A 14513-nucleotide genomic window follows, 5' to 3' on the forward strand; every position below is an offset into this window, starting at 1 on the left:
GCGGCCCAGCCGGGGGAAGGAGCAGCAACGGTGGAACACCTCACCACGCCCATGGTCGGTCGGGAGAACGAACGGGCGGTGCTCACCTCCTTCCTGACGGCTGCTTACGGCCAGGCCCTGGTCCTCAAGGGCGAGACCGGCGTCGGCAAGAGCGCCCTGCTGGAGCACACCGCGCAGCGCGCGGCCGCCGCCGGCCACCGGGTGGTGCGCGCGGTCGGAGTCGAGGCGGAGTCCGAACTGCCCTTCGCGGGCCTGCACCAGCTGCTCCACCCGCTGCTGCCGTACGCCGAGGGGCTGGACGCCGCCCACCGGACCGCCTTCGACGTGGTCTTCGGCCGCAGCCGCGAGACGCCGCCCTCGGTGATGGCCCTCGGGATCGCGGTCCTGGACCTGGTCGCCGCGGCCGCCGCGCAGGAGCGGTTGCTGCTGGTGCTGGACGACGGCCAGTGGCTGGACGCGGCCAGTACGGAGGTCTGCGGGTTCGTCGGCCGGCGGCTGGCCGGTACCACCGTGAAGCTGCTGGCCGCGCTGCGGCCGGAGAGCTCGGCGGGCTTCGACGCGGCGGCCCTGCCGGTGCTGCCGGTGCCGCCCCTGGACGGGGCCGCCGCGGAGCAGCTGCTCGACGGGCGGCATCCGGCGGTGGACCGGCGGGTGCGCCGGCAGGTCCTGGAGCAGGCGCGGGGCAATCCGCTCGCCCTGCTCGAACTCCCGTCCTACCTCGGCGGGTTGGCGGAGGGAGAGCTCGCGGCCGGACAGGTGCCGGTGCCGCTGCCGGACCGGTTCCGGCAGGTGTACGGCGCGCGGGTCGCGGGGCTCGGGGCGGCGGTGCGGGCCGAGTTGCTGCGGGGTGCGCTCGACGGCGTCAACGCCGTCGCGGTGTCGGCGGGTACCGTTGGTGGTGGTGAGCCGGGGCCCGTGCTGCGGTACCGGATGCGGGACGTGGAGGCGGCGGCCGCCGCGGGGCTGCTGGACCAGGATCCGGTGAGCGGGGAGTTCGCCTTCCGGCACCCGCTGGTGCGCTCCACCGTGGTCCGGCTGGCCACCCCGAACGAACGCCGGGCCGCCCACGCGGAGTTGGCCCGGGTCCACCGTGACCAGGTCGAACGGCGGGCCACGCACCTGGCGGCCGCGGCGGTCGACCCGGACGAGGAGGTCGCCGTCGCCCTGGAGGCGGCCGCGGCCTCGGCCACCCGGCGCGGAGGTGCCGCCGCCGCGGTGACCTGGCTGACGCGGGCGGCCGAGCTGAGCCCGGCAGCCGCCGACCGTACCCGCCGGCTCGGCGACGCGGCCTTCGTGGCCGGACACGCCGGGCTGCTGGACCAGGCCCAACTGCTGGTCGGCGCCGACCGGGTGTCCGGCGGGGCCGGGACGACGGCCTCGGCCCTGGCCTTCGCGTACGCGGTCCTCTACGAGGACGGGGACGTGCGGTCGGCGCACCGGCAGCTGCTCGCCGCCGTGGAGCGGGCGGGTGCGGCCGGGTCGTCGGAGGAGGTCGCGCGGGTGGTGAACCTGCTGCTGGGGGTCAGCCAGTACGCGGGCGACGCCGACTCCTGGCAGCGGACGCACCAACTCCTGGACTCCCTGGGTGACTTGGTGCCCGCCCGGTCGCGGATCTACCAGGACGCCTGGAGCGACGTGGTGCGGCGGGGGGAGGGGGTGGCCGAGCGGGTCGCCGACGCGTACGCGGACTTCCCGGACATGGACCCGTGGGACATCACCCGGCTCGGCGTCGCCGCCTACCACGTCGACCACCTGAGCCACTACCGGACCTACCTGCTGCGGAGCGTGGAACGCGAGCTGCGCACGGGCGCGGTGAACAACGGCATGACGATGCTTCACCTGATCATGCTCGACCAGCTGGCCTCCGGCGAGTGGGAGGCCGCCGAGCGCACCGGGCAGCAGGCGTTGGAGCTGACCTCGGCCCACGGGAACGTGCTCTTCGCGCAGCAGAGCCGCGCCTACCTGGCCCAACTCGCCGCGCTGCGGGGTGATCTGGAGCGAGCCCGGGAACTCCAGCAGGCGGTGGACAGTTGGGCCCGGCCTCGGCGGATCGCCTTCCTCACCCAGATCACCGAGGCGGTGGCGACGACGGCCGCCCTGAGCGAGGGGGACTACGAGGCGGCCTACCTGTGCGCGATCGGCATCACCGCGCCGGGCGAGTTCGAGCCCTGCTCGCACCAGGCCACGCGGACCCTGCTCGACCTGGTCGAGGCGGCCCTGCACACGGGGCGCGGCGAACAGGCCCGCCGCCACGCGGAGGCCGCGCGCGACGCGGACCTGCCGGGGATCTCGCCCCGGCTCGCGGTCACCACCTACGGCGCGCTGGCCATGACGGCCCAAGGCCACGAGGAGGCCGACGCGATGTACCGGCGGGCCGAGGCCCACCCCGCCGCCGGTGACTTCCCCTTCGAGCTGGCCCGCATCCGCCTCGCCCACGGCATCCACCTGCGCCAGAACCTCGGCCCCCGGGCCGCCCGCCCCGTCCTCACCGCCGCCGCCGAGACCCTCGACCGCCTCGGCGCCCGCGCCTGGTCCGAACGCGCCCGCGCCGAACTCCGCACCTGCGGCGCCCCGGCCTCCGCCGCCTCTGCGGCCGACCCGGACCCCGCGGCCCTCACCTGGCAGGAGCGCCGCATCGCCGACCTGGCCGCGACCGGCCTCACCAACAAGGAGATCGGCGAACGCACCCACCTCTCCCCACGCACCGTCAGCTCCCACCTCTACCGCGTCTTCCCGAAGCTCGGCATCACGTCCCGGGCCGCCCTGCGCGACGCCCTCGCCCTGTTGCCGGCCGACCGGGCCTGAGGCGTCCGCCAACGGCGGGCGGGGGCGGGGGCGTGGGCAGGGTCGGCCGGGTGGCATGTCCGCGGCCGAAAATTTCCCTGGTCACAGCCCTAATCCGTAGTGAGGCAGTTCCGGATCGTCCCGGCTGGGGCTTCCGGATCTGTCGGGTGTGGCGGATGCCTTTCACAGCCCTGGCCCGCGAGGCCTACCGCTAGAGCGGTGCCGTCACGGTGGTGATGGTGGGTTTCGTGGTGGTCGCGTGGGCGCGGGGCTGATGCCTGATACCTACCTGACCTGTGAGGTCTGAACGGAGATTGGCGCTGGCTGGCGCCTTCGGGCCGCCGCGAAACCCACCGGTGATCGTGTTTGTGTGGCCGTGGCGCGAGCCCGTTCCAGGGCTGACCTCTTCATGAGTCCGCGAGCCGTTGAGCTCTGGCACAGATTGGGGCCCCTGGGGCGCGCTGGTGTCATGAACGGCTACTGAGATGGCGGACCGAAGAGTCCTGGGATTAGGGCGCCGCATGACCCGCATAGGCTCGTGACCTGCGAGAACAGCCAAGGTTGGGAGAGTCGGTTGAAGATCTTCTGCGGTATCGACTGGGCCGAATCGCACCACGATGTCGCCCTGGTCGACGAGGACGGCGAGTTGATCGCCAAGCGCCGGATCACCGATGACGCGGCCGGCTACCGGCTGCTGCTGGACCTACTCGCCGAGCACGGCGACATTCCCGAGGCGCCAATTCCGGTGGCGATCGAGACCAACCGGGGCCTGCTGGTGGCCATCCTGCGCGCCGGCGACCGCAAGCTGTTTGGGATCAACCCGCTGGCCGCAGCCCGCTACCGCGACCGCCACGGCGTGTCCCGCAAGAAGTCCGACTCGGGCGACGCCCTGGTGCTGGCGAACATCCTGCGCACCGACATGCCCATGCACCGGCCGCTGCCGGCCGACTCCGATCAGGGCCGGGCCGTCACCGTGCTGGCCCGCGCCCAACAGGATGCCGTTTGGAACCGGCAGCAGCTCGGCAATCAGATCCGCTCGCTCCTGCGTGAGTACTACCCGGCCGCTCTGGAAGCCTTCCAGGGCAAAGCTGGTGGTCTTGCCCGCCCTGACGCTCGCGCTGTGCTCGCCGCAGCCCCCACTCCGGCCAGGGCGGCGACGCTCTCCGTGGTCCAGCTGCGGGCCGCGCTCAAGCGGGCCGGCCGCACCCGCGGCATCGACGCCGAGGCCGAAGGCCTGCGTGACGTCTTCCGCGCCGAGCACGCCCGCCACCCCCAGGCGGTCGAGGACGCCTTCGGTCACCAACTGCTTGCCCTGCTGAAGCAGTTCGACGCGGCCTGTCAGGCTGGGGACGATCTCGCCGAGGCGGTCGAGGTCGCCTTCCGTGAACACCCGGACGCGGACATATACCTGAGCTTCCCAGGGCTCGGAGTGCAGCTCGCTGCCCGGCTCCTGGCGGAGATTGGAGACGACCGGACCCGGTTCGCTGATGCCCGCGGCCTCAAGGCCTACGCCGGGTCAGCGCCCATCACCCGCGCCTCCGGCAAGAAGAGCTACATCGGCCGACGCATGGTCAAGAACAACCGCCTCATGCACGCCGGATTCCTCTGGGCCTTCTCCTCCCTCACAGCCTCGCCCGGAGCCGACGCCTACTACCGCCGCCGACGCGACCACGGAGACTGGCACGCTGCCGCCCAGCGCAACCTCCTCAACCGACTCCTGGGCCAGCTCCACCACTGCCTCCAGAACCGCCGACTGTTCGACGAACAGATTGCCTTCGCAGCCCCGCAAGCTCTCATGGCGGCGGCGTAGTCACACGGGCAGAGCGCCCTTGACCGGGCAGCCGGGCCGAACACTCAACGGACAGCCGGCCCTGCGGCTCGGAGTGCGTCCTGAACCTGGCCGGAGTGCAGGCGGATATGGGCCATGCTGCGCGGACTCGGCAGGACTTGAACCTGCGCGCCCCGACGAGCAGCCGGGAGCTCTGGCCAACTGAGCTTACGAGCCAACCGCCCCGCTCCAGGCTGTCGCCCTAGTCAGCCGAGGCCAACTGCGACCCGAGGCAGGTCGCATCTGCCGACCCTACGACGCCGGTGGTGCGGTGGTCGAACGGTTTGTGACCGTGCAAGGGGGAGCCACCGCCGGGAGCGATGAAACGTTCCCGCAGGCCGCCGACGCGCCTTCACGGCCAGAACCCCGAATCTCATCAGTTCCTGCTACCGGTTGACGTCCTAGCTCCCTGAGATGTCCTACCTTCTGAGCGGGATGAGCGGGCCATTCGTTGGGTCCGGTCGCCCAGGGGCGCCGGGTGTGGCTGCTGAGATGTTGCCGACCGTGGCTAGTGCCGTATTAGTCAACGTTTGCCCTGTTGTGAGGCTGGCGGTCTCACTCTGAAATCGGTTTCGTTTGGACGGGATCAGCAACACAATGGAGGGGTCGGCGATGCCGACTCCTCCAGGGCGAACGGGGTTCCAGCCAGATGACCGAGACGTCGGCCCCGATGCAGTCGCTCACATTCGCAGCTTGGCGAAATGTCAGTGATCGCGCCGCCGGGCAAGTCACTCTCCGCTACGTAACCCTGGCGGAGCTCCTTGTACGACTGGGATCTTTCGGGCTTGGCCTCACCTGGAAGGCGCGAACCGATCACACTCAGCTGGATGCCGCATTTGCCGAGTTGGAACGTGCGTCGACGCGCGCCGGAATCGGCACCCTGGAGTTGTTGGCCCTGGCCGCGCCCGACCTGCAGACGGTCGACGGGGACTTCAGGGGGTACTCGGGCGGCGAGCTTGTGGTGACCTTGAGAGAGTTCGACAGCACGAGCTGGGACGTCTGCACGGCCAACGAATGGGTGCTGCGCGAGTTCCGGGAGAACTACCCGGATGCCGAGCCAACCCCTCCCGGCGAATGGGATATGTAGGCCTCTGGCCAGAACACCCGTCCAGCTCGCCGACACTGTCGAACGCCAGGCCAGATGACAGCATCACGCGCAGACGTGTTCGCTGCCCGCCGGCCCCGGGGTGTTCGGACAGTCGCCGGTCAGGCGACGTTGGCCCTGGCCACGACCTTGCGGAGCCGAAGGTCGGCGGTGTGCTTGTTCCGCCAGATGATGTAGCGGCGGATCATGCTGCCCTGGGCCTTGTGGCTGGCGTGGTCGGTATCGTCGAGGGCGAAGTAGCGCAGGGCGGTGAACTGGGCCTCGATGCGGTTCAGCCAGGAGCTGTTGGTGGGGGTGTAGGCGATCTCGACGTTGTTCGCCTCGGCCCAGTCGGCGACCCGCCGGCACCGCTTGGTGGTCAGGTGCGGCGAGTAGTTGTCGCAGACGATCGCGATCCGGATGTCCAGCGGGTAGAGGGTGCGCAGGTAACGGCAGAACTCCAGAAACTTGGAGCGGTTCTTGGTCTTCTTGATGTGGCCGTAGAGCTTGTCCTTGGCCAGGTCGTAGGCAGCCATCAGATGCCGGACCCCGTGCGGGCGGGTGTAGGTCGCCCGCCGCCGTGGTCGGGGTTCGCGGTCGGGGTCCTTGTGCGTTCCACCGCACTCGACCCACTGCCGGCCGGGGTGGGGCTGGAGGTTGAGCGGGCCGAACTCGTCCATGCAGAAGACGACTTCGGGCTCACCTTCCTCGGGTATGACATCGCCGTCGGTGATCGCGTAGAGGTGCTCGACACGGGCCTTCTTGGCGGCGTAGTCCGGGGCACGTGAGGTCTTCCAGGTCTTCACGCGTTGAAACGACACGCCCTCCTGGTGGAGCAGGACCCGAAGGCCCTCGTGGCTGATGTCGTCGACCACCCCCTCGGCGACCAGGAAGTCCGCCAGCTTGGCCAGGCTCCAGGTCGAGAAGGGCAGGCCGTGCTCGGCCGGCTTGGACTTCGCGATCTTCTTGATCTCCCGACGCTCGGGAAGCGTGAATGTCTTGGGCCAGCCACCCCGGTACTTCGGGTAGAGGGATTCGAAGCCGTCGGCGTTGAAGTTGTGGATCACGTCGCGGACCCGGTCCGTGCTGGTGAAAGTAACCTCGGCGATCTTGCCCACGTCCATGCTCTGCGCGGACAACAGCACCATCTGAGCCCGCCGCCAGGTCACCACCGACCCGGTGCCCCGCCGGACAATCCGCAGCAGCCGCTGCCCCTCGTCATCATCGATCTCTCGAACCCGTACCCGCTCTGCCATCCGCACAGCTTGGCGCAGAGGCACCGTCCAAAGCATCACCCGGACGGCGCGTCACATCACAACGAGGCAAACATTGGCTGATGCGGCACTAGAGAGACTTGGCCGCCCGGTGCCCCAACGACGACCCGGCCGCTCATTGGGAGTTGCGAGCACATCGCTGAGTAGGACAACGACGGCGCGGTCGTCCGAGTACGAGACAAGTTCGACGGCACCTGGAGCGCGATGAGCGGGATATGGGCGGGGATCGACGCGGGCAAGGGGCATCACCACTGTGTGGCCCTGGATGCCGAGGGCGGCAAGTTGCTGTCGCGCCGCGTTGCCAATGACGAGCCCGAGCTGCTGAAGCTCATCGCCGACGTCCTCGTCCTGGGCGAAGACGTGACCTGGGCCATCGACCTCGCCGACGGCGGTGCCGCGCTGGTCATCGCCCTGCTCGTCGGCCACGGACAGCGTGTCCTCTACATCCCCGGCCGGACCGTCAACCGCGCCAGCGCCGGCTACCGGGGCGAAGGCAAGACCGACGCTCGCGATGCCGTCGTTATCGCCGACCAAGCCCGCATGCGCCGCGACCTGATGCCCGTCAACGTCGCCGACGACAACCTGACCGAGCTCCGGCTGACCACACGCCGACGCACCGACCTGGTCTGCGACCGCACCCGCGCCGTCAACCGACTCCGAGGCATGCTGACCAGTCTCTTTCCGGCACTTGAACGAACGTTGGACCTGTCTAACAATGGCCCGCTGGTCCTGCTGACGGGCTACCAGACTCCGGCCGGGATACGCCGCATGGGTGCCAGCAGACTGGAGACCTGGCTCCGAAACCGCAAGGTCCGCGGCTGCGCGAGCCTCGCACGGCTGGCCGTCGACGCCGCCGAGCGCCAGCACACCTCCGTCCCTGGAGAGAAGGCCACGGCCCGCATGGTGCACACCCTGGCCCGCGAGGTCATGGAACTGAACGAGAAGATCGCCGAGGCCGACCAGGCGATCCAGGCCGCGTTCCAGGCCCAGCCGCACGCCGAGATCGTCACCAGCGTTCCCGGCATCGGCCCCCTGCTCGGCGCGGAGTTCCTCGCCGCGACCGGCGGCGACATGGCCCTGTTCGCCAGCCCAGACCGTCCCACCCGCTACCACCGCGGGCTCCAACGCGTCTTCTACATGTCAGCGATGAGCAGCCTGACGTGCTGCCCCGACTCGCGGCGGTACTACGACCGCAAGCGGGCTGAAGGCAAGCGCCACAGCCAGGCCGTCCTGGCCCTGGCACGTCGACGCGTCAACGTCCTGTGGGCACTTCTGCGTGACGGTCGGTGCTACCAACCTGCACCGCCAGTCATCTCATCTTGACCCGTCTCATCGAAGTTTGATCGCCGCTGGTGATGCCGGTGTGGTCACGCTGATGTTTGGGTGTTCGCCTTCGCCTCGCGTTCGGCGAGGAAGGCGTCGAGGAGCTCGAACAGGACCCCGATGGCCCGCTGCTCGTCCTCGGGCGGTAGGTCCTGGAAGTTCTCCCAGCCGTGGGGGAGAGCAATGTGTAGGACCTGGCCCGGCCAGCCGTGGTTGCAGTTTCGGCCTCGGCGGGCGACCAGCCACTCGTGAAAGCCGTCGAGGGGGTCCGGGCCGCCGTGGCGTTCGGCGTGCGTTGCGTAGCCGGAGAGGAAGACGGTCGCCATGTCGAACGAGTTCCTGCCCACGACCATGCTTGGACGCCGACCCATGAAGGCGAAGAACTCGCGCTCGCTCATCTCCGACGGTTGCTTCATGTGCGACAGCCTATTGATCACCGGGTTCCACTGGCGGGGCGGGGTAGCCGTCCAGTGCTGTCAAACCTCGTTGAGACGGGTCACATCTCCTTGACAAGCGGCATTGGGAAGTCTGGCGGCGGCCCGACCTGGGGGTTTAGTGTTCCGGCCACGGCGGCCCCACCACACCTCTACCGGGCCGCCGAGCAGAGCAGCAGCGCCGCCCCCTGTGCGCTGCTGACCTCCCGTCGGCCGGGCCCACGGAGCGGTCCCCCGCCGCCCCGGGCCCGGCCGCCTGCGCCTTGGCGCGGGCCCCGGCCCTGCGGGGCCTACCCGGCCGGGACCGCCGCCTCGGTCAGGGTGCCGCCGGTGAGGTGGAGGTGGCGGGTGGGGGCGATGGTGCTGAGGAAGCGGTCGTCGTGGCTGATGACGACGAAGGCGCCCTGGTAGGAGGTGAGGGCGCTCTCGAGCTGGGCGAGGCTGACCAGGTCGAGGTTGTTGGTCGGCTCGTCCAGCAGGAGGAGCTGCGGGGCGGGGGAGGCACAGAGGGTGCAGGCCAGGGTGGCCCGGAGGCGTTCGCCCCCGGAGAGGGTGTGGGCGGGGAGGTGGGCCTTGGGGCCGCGGAAGAGGAAGCGGGCCAGCAGGTTCATCCGGTCGGCGGCGGGGAGTTCGGGGGCGGCCAGGGCGAAGTTCTCGGCGACGGTCAGGGCCGGGTCGAGCAGGTCCAGGCGCTGGGAGAGGTAGGCGACGCGGCCCTCGGCGCGGCGGAGCCGGCCGTCGGTGGGCGTGAGGCCGCCGAGCAGGAGGCGCAGCAGGGTGGTCTTGCCGGCGCCGTTGGGGCCGGTCAGGACGATCCGCTCCGGGCCGCGGATGGTGAGGTCGATGCCGCCGTCCGCGAAGAACGGGGCGCCGTCGCGCAGGAGTTGGAGGCCCTCGCCGACGAAGAGGTCGCGCCCGGCGGGGACCTTGGTGTCGGGGAGGTCGAGGACCAGCCGTTGGTCGTCGCGCAGCGCGCGCTCCGCCTCGTCGAGCCGTGTCCGAGCCTCCCCGACCCGCCCCGCGTGGACCTGGCCGGCCCGGCCGGCCGACTCCTGGGCGCCGCGCTTCATGGTGCCGGCGAAGATCTTGGGCAGCCCCGCGCTCTTGAGGTTGCGCGCGGCGTTGCTCGCCCGCCGGTCCGCGCGCTCCCGGGCCTGCTGCAACTCCCGCTTCTCGCGCCTGAGTTCCTGCTCCGCGTTGCGGACGTTCCGCTCCGCCGTCTCCTGCGCGGCCTGGACGGACTGCTCGTACGAGGTGAAGTCGCCCCCGTACAGCTGGAGTTCGGAGCCGCCGAGCTCGGCGATCCGCTCCATCCGGTCCAGCAGGGCCCGGTCGTGGCTGACCAGCAGCAGGCAGCCGGAGAAGGAGTCCAGTGCGTCGTACAGCTGGTGGCGGGCGGCCAGGTCGAGGTTGTTGGTGGGCTCGTCGAGCAGCAACACGTCCGGCCGGGCCAGGAGTTGGGCGGCGAGACCGAGTTGGACCACCTGGCCGCCGCTGAGGGTCTCCAGGTGCCGGTCCAGGCCGATGCCGTCCAGGCCGAGGCGTTCGAGCTGGGCGGTGCTGCGCTCCTCCACGTCCCAGTCGTCGCCGATGGTGGTGAAGTGCCGCTCCGAGACGTCCCCGGACTCGACGGCGTCGATCGCGCGGATCACGTCCGCGACGCCGAGCACCTCGGCCACGGTGCGGCCGGCCGAGAGGGGTAGGTCCTGCGGGAGGTACGCCACGGTGCCCGCGATGGTCACCGTCCCCGCCGTGGGCGTGAGTTGGCCGGCCAGCAGTCGCAGCAGGGTGGACTTGCCGGAGCCGTTCGGCGCCACCAGGCCGGTGCGGCCGGGGCCGAGGGCGAAGGAGAGGTCCTGGAAGACGGGGGTGTCGTCGGGCCAGGAGAAGGACAGGTGGGAGCAGACGATGGACGCATCGGACACGGCGCAACCCTGAAGTGAGCAGGGCGGAGCGGACTCCGCCGGGGTGACGGGAGACTGGATGGAGAGGTACGACGAACCGGGCCGTCACACCGGGTGTCCACCACCCGCCGACGGCCTCAGGACCGGGTCTCACCCGGAGATGTCGTCGTCACTCACCATGTCTGCCTCTGCTCCTGCTGCCGGAGGTCTGTCATTCGTTCGCAAGCGTAACAGGACGGTTCGACGGTGCGTCGACTGCTTTTTCCGGGTGTTTCGAAGCGGCCTCCGCCCGTCGTCATTTGACGGACCCTCAGGGCCGGCGGTGCGCGGGAGCGTCGTCTCCAGCGCCTCCGGGGACTACGGCGTCGGCGTTGGGTCGTCGGTACGGCGATCACTCAGTCATTCGACTGATCCCGGAGAGTGGGGGATGCAGGAGGCTCGGATGGTTCCTCGTCGTTGCCCGGTCTCGTCGCCTCCGGAGGGCCCGTTGTGATCCGCACCCCCGTCCTGTTCGTCCACGGTGTCTGGCTGCGCGCGAGCTCGTGGGAGCGCTGGGCCGAGCACTTCGCCGGCCACGGCTACCCGGTGCACGCCCCGGGTTGGCCGGGTGTGCCCGACCTCGGGCTGGACGAGTTGACGGGGCATTACGCCGGGATCGCCCGCTCCTTCGAGGTGCCGCCGGTGCTGGTCGGCCACTCGGTGGGCGGGCTGGTCGTGCAGCACCTGCTCGGGGACGGTGTGGGGCGTGCGGCGGTGGCGCTCGCTCCGGCGCCGATCAACGAGGTCGAGCTGCGGGAGCGGGAGTACGCGCTGGAGTGTCCGGGCGGCGTCGTCGAGCTCTCCGCCGCGTGCTTCGGCGAACTGGTCGCAAACGCCGTCGGCCGGGAGGAGGCCGACCGCCTGTACCGGCGGTACGCGGTGCCGGCCCCACGGCGCCTGGTCGAGGACGTGCTGTGCCACCGCGGCACCGCCGTGGACACCGCCAATCCGGCCCGTGGCCCGCTGCTGCTGGTCTCCGGGCAGGAGGACCGCCTGGTCCCCGATCGGGTGACGCGCACCGTCTACAAGCAGTACGGCGACTCCACCGCCCTCACCGACCTGAAACAGTTCGCCGACCGCGGCCACTCGCTCACCGTCGACGGCGGCTGGCGCCCCGTCGCCGACCACGTGCTGGGCTGGCTGACGGAGCGTGGGATCACGCCCGGCTGAGGTCGGCGGCGAAGGGGCCCTCGGCGACGAAGCGGTGGAGGAGGCGGGCGAAGACCTCGGCCTCGTCCTCGGGCCAGTCGGCGAGGGCGGAGTCGATGGCGGCGGCCAGGCGCCGGCGGGTGGTGGCGATGACCTGCTCGCCGGCCGGGGTGAGGACGAGCAGGGTGGCCCGGCCGTCGGCCGGGTCGGGCTCGCGGCGCAGCAGTCCGGCCTGTTCGAGCCGGTCGGCGCGGCGGGTGACGGTGGTGCGGTCGAGCTCCACCTCGCGGCCGAGGTCGGCGGCGCTGCACCGTCCGGTGCGGGCCAGGCCGCTGAGGACGGGGTAGGTGAGGTCGTCGACCGCCGACCCGAGGCCGTCGGTCAGGTGGGCGTAGATGCGGGCGCGGGTGCCCCGGCGGAGCAACTGGCCGAGGGCGTGGGCGATGTCCGCACCGGTCGATCCGGTCGCGCCGGGCGAGTCCGTCGGGTTGGGCGAGTCGGTCACCCCCGAAGAATAGCGTGCACAGCGCACGCTTTTCGGCTAAGGTCAGATGCGTGCCTGAGGCACGCATCTGCTGAGGCGCCGTCACATCGGAACACTGGAGGAACTCCCATGCCCCGCACCGACATCCGCACCGCGCTCACCGACCTGCTGCTCACCCCCGGGCTCGCCCTGGAGGAGGCCGCCGACCGGCACTTCGCCCCCGACTACCGTCAGCGCACCGACGGCCGCTGGGACGACCGCACCGAGTTCCTCGACCACATCGCCCACCTGCGCACGGTGGTCGCGGGCGGTTCGGTCGAGGTCCACGACGAGCTCTCCTCCGGCGACCGCTACGCCGACCGGCACACCGTGGAGGTGGTCAAGACCGACGGCTCCACCGTCCGGATGGAGGTCTACCTCTTCGCGGAGTTCGCCCCCGACGGCCGGTTCCGCCGGATCGAGGAGACCACTCTCCTGCTCGAAGGGGCGGAGGGCGACCGGGACTTGGGCAGTGCCCGGTGAGGGAGGAGAAGCGGTCGAGGGGGCCGTCGGGTGACGGTCCCCTCGGTGCCCCGGGTGGGGGCAGGGCCAAGATTTGAACGGGGCTCCTCGCTCAGCGGCTCCCGCGCCGCTCCGTCCGGGCCCCTGATGCGCCCATCGGGCGAGTGGGCGTCGTTCGTTCGAGTGGAACTCCGTGTCCGTCCGCGCGGGGCGTACGATCCGTTCACGAACGGTGTGCTCCGATGCGGATCGGCCAACCGGCCCATCCCGTCATGACCCTGGAGCAACCGTGCGACGATCCCTCTTCTTCAAGCAGCCCTTCCCTGTGGCTGTCGCCGCCCTGGTGGTCGGCGCGACCGCCGCGATGGGCGTGCCGGCACTGGCGGATGGTCAGGACCGGGCGGATGCCCACCGTTCGACCAGGGCGGCCGTCATTCCCAACCTCGTCATCGACAGCGTGGCGGCGCCGCTGGCGGGCGGTGCGATCCCGGACGTCGGTGTCCCCTACGCCACCAAGGCCACCTTCAAGGCCGCCAGGGGCAGCGACCCCGGTACCGCGTACGGCCTCTGCACGAAGATGGTCGCCGGTACGGATGCCGACAACGTCTACTGCACGCTCCAGCTCAAGTTCGACGAAGGATCGGAGCTCGCCATCGCCGTGCTCGCGTCCGTCGCGCACGAGGGGGTCAAGCTCAAGGAGTTCACCGGCTCCGTCGTCGGTGGCACGCTCCGGTTCTCCGACGCCAACGGCAACGCCAACTTCAGCGCCAACGAGGACGCCGGCTACGACCTCATGTTCTGAACCCTCCGCATCCGCCCGGGGCCGTCGACGGGCAACGCGGCGGCCTCAGGGCGGCACCCTTCCGCCCGACCACCTCAACTGCCGAGCCCCTGGGCCGAACTCATGCTGAAATGATCAGCGAGCCGTACACCGCAACCCTCGCACCACCGCTCGCCAACCGGCCCGTCGTCCTCGGACGCCGGTCCGGGCCAGGGCTCCAAGCTACCCAAAACGGGCTTCGGACACAGGTGCTCATCTTGTCGTTCAACCGTTGAGGTGGCCTCGGGCTGCTTCCTCGTGGGCAACGAGTTCCTCCGGAGTACCGGTGAAGGCCGGCCCGCACCCGATCGGCAAGCGTTCCACTGTCCCGCGTCAGACTTTGTGGCAGGGCTCGTTTCTTGCGGGTCCTGCTGCTTGAAGGAGTCTGATCGATCATGGTGAGGCCACCGGCGCTGCCGACGGAGGAGAAGGTCCGGATCGTGCTGTCGATCCTGGCGGGTGAGATGACCGTTGCCGAGGCCGCGCGGCGGGCGAAGGTGTCCGACTACAACACCGTCCGCCCGCACGAGGCGCTCGCCTGGAACCGGCCCCACGACGTCCACACCGGTGCCGCGAACCCGCTCGTCCCCAACTTTCCCGAACCCCAAAACCTGCCAACTGCTTGACGCGGGACACGTGTGCCCAAGCCCACCCGGTCCGGCCCCGGCAGTCCGCTCGGCTCGAGAAGCCAGCGGCCCGCCACCCGCCACGACGTGGGCAAAGCCGTCCGACGACCCGAGACCGTCAGCGAACGCGACCGGACGGACCATCAAGAGCTAGTGCCGGGCACGGCACTAGTACTGCAACGGTGCTTATTGTGACGAGGCTTCAGCTCTTGGGCTGTGGCCTCGTCTCTTGTAGTGGCTGGTCCGGGCCTGATGCTGGCGTC

General features: G+C 70.6%; 12 protein-coding genes. 8 read left to right on the plus strand and 4 right to left on the minus strand.

All coding sequences use genetic code 11. The features are described from left to right. Positions 1-30 precede the first annotated feature (30 nt). From ACZ6ZR_RS05535 to ACZ6ZR_RS05545, 3 genes are all read left to right on the plus strand, one after another. Positions 31-2805: an AAA family ATPase gene (locus ACZ6ZR_RS05535; RefSeq protein ID WP_465639611.1), complete on the plus strand. Its 2775-nt coding sequence runs from the start codon at positions 31-33 to the stop codon at positions 2803-2805. 553 nt (positions 2806-3358) lie between these two features. Further along, a complete protein-coding gene (locus ACZ6ZR_RS05540) occupies positions 3359-4594 on the plus strand; it encodes an IS110 family RNA-guided transposase (protein WP_465639613.1) in 1236 nt (411 codons plus the stop codon). Between the two features lie 667 nt (positions 4595-5261). Beyond that, positions 5262-5699: a hypothetical protein gene (locus ACZ6ZR_RS05545; protein WP_465639615.1), complete on the plus strand. Its 438-nt coding sequence runs from the start codon at positions 5262-5264 to the stop codon at positions 5697-5699. Positions 5700-5818: 119 nt separating this feature from the next. On the opposite strand, the gene ACZ6ZR_RS05550 is transcribed toward ACZ6ZR_RS05545, so the two are convergent. After that, positions 5819-6952 carry an IS630 family transposase gene (locus tag ACZ6ZR_RS05550; protein WP_465639617.1) on the minus strand — a complete coding sequence of 378 codons (1134 nt, stop codon included), beginning with the start codon at positions 6950-6952 and terminating at the stop codon, positions 5819-5821. 222 nt (positions 6953-7174) lie between these two features. On the opposite strand from ACZ6ZR_RS05550, the gene ACZ6ZR_RS05555 reads away from it, so the two are divergent. Next, positions 7175-8293 (plus strand): IS110 family RNA-guided transposase, encoded by a 1119-nt coding sequence (locus ACZ6ZR_RS05555; RefSeq protein ID WP_465639619.1) that lies wholly within the window; start codon positions 7175-7177, stop codon positions 8291-8293. Between the two features lie 44 nt (positions 8294-8337). Here ACZ6ZR_RS05555 and ACZ6ZR_RS05560 read toward each other — a convergent pair whose 3' ends face one another. After that, positions 8338-8709 (minus strand): hypothetical protein, encoded by a 372-nt coding sequence (locus tag ACZ6ZR_RS05560; protein ID WP_465639621.1) that lies wholly within the window; start codon positions 8707-8709, stop codon positions 8338-8340. A 308-nt stretch (positions 8710-9017) separates the two neighbouring features. Continuing rightward, complete coding sequence (locus ACZ6ZR_RS05565) at positions 9018-10652, minus strand: ABC-F family ATP-binding cassette domain-containing protein (RefSeq protein WP_465639622.1); 1635 nt, start codon at positions 10650-10652, stop codon at positions 9018-9020. A 468-nt stretch (positions 10653-11120) separates the two neighbouring features. On the opposite strand from ACZ6ZR_RS05565, the gene ACZ6ZR_RS05570 reads away from it, so the two are divergent. Continuing rightward, positions 11121-11840 carry an alpha/beta hydrolase gene (locus ACZ6ZR_RS05570; RefSeq protein ID WP_465639624.1) on the plus strand — a complete coding sequence of 240 codons (720 nt, stop codon included), beginning with the start codon at positions 11121-11123 and terminating at the stop codon, positions 11838-11840. On the opposite strand, the gene ACZ6ZR_RS05575 is transcribed toward ACZ6ZR_RS05570, so the two are convergent. Then, positions 11827-12324, minus strand: coding sequence for a MarR family winged helix-turn-helix transcriptional regulator (locus ACZ6ZR_RS05575; RefSeq protein WP_465639626.1), 498 nt, complete (start codon positions 12322-12324; stop codon positions 11827-11829). The two genes, ACZ6ZR_RS05570 and ACZ6ZR_RS05575, sit on opposite strands and share 14 nt — an antisense overlap. Positions 12325-12432: 108 nt before the next feature. Here ACZ6ZR_RS05575 and ACZ6ZR_RS05580 point away from each other — a divergent pair, with 108 nt between their 5' ends. The 3 genes from ACZ6ZR_RS05580 (at position 12433) to ACZ6ZR_RS05590 (ending at position 14250) form a co-directional block, all read left to right on the plus strand. After that, positions 12433-12825 (plus strand): nuclear transport factor 2 family protein, encoded by a 393-nt coding sequence (locus ACZ6ZR_RS05580; RefSeq protein ID WP_465639627.1) that lies wholly within the window; start codon positions 12433-12435, stop codon positions 12823-12825. A 268-nt stretch (positions 12826-13093) separates the two neighbouring features. Then, entirely contained in the window at positions 13094-13606 is a 513-nt protein-coding gene (locus tag ACZ6ZR_RS05585; protein WP_465639629.1) for a hypothetical protein, read from the plus strand. A gap of 413 nt (positions 13607-14019) precedes the next feature. Next, the gene (locus ACZ6ZR_RS05590; protein ID WP_465639631.1) at positions 14020-14250 is read left to right on the plus strand and encodes a hypothetical protein; all 231 of its coding nucleotides are present in this window, start codon (positions 14020-14022) and stop codon (positions 14248-14250) included. Positions 14251-14513 lie beyond the last annotated feature (263 nt).

It is taken from the genome of Kitasatospora sp. NPDC088742 (assembly GCF_055584905.1).

Bases quoted from the DNA above. Each gene is read 5' to 3' on its own strand.
- ACZ6ZR_RS05590 (WP_465639631.1), top strand. From the start codon at position 14,020: ATGGTGAGGCCACCGGCGCTGCCGACGGAGGAGAAGGTCCGGATCGTG.
- ACZ6ZR_RS05555 (WP_465639619.1), top strand. From the start codon at position 7,175: ATGAGCGGGATATGGGCGGGGATCGACGCGGGCAAGGGGCATCACCAC.
- ACZ6ZR_RS05545 (WP_465639615.1), top strand. From the start codon at position 5,262: ATGACCGAGACGTCGGCCCCGATGCAGTCGCTCACATTCGCAGCTTGG.
- ACZ6ZR_RS05560 (WP_465639621.1), bottom strand. From the start codon at position 8,709: ATGAAGCAACCGTCGGAGATGAGCGAGCGCGAGTTCTTCGCCTTCATG.
- ACZ6ZR_RS05550 (WP_465639617.1), bottom strand. From the start codon at position 6,952: ATGGCAGAGCGGGTACGGGTTCGAGAGATCGATGATGACGAGGGGCAG.
- ACZ6ZR_RS05580 (WP_465639627.1), top strand. From the start codon at position 12,433: ATGCCCCGCACCGACATCCGCACCGCGCTCACCGACCTGCTGCTCACC.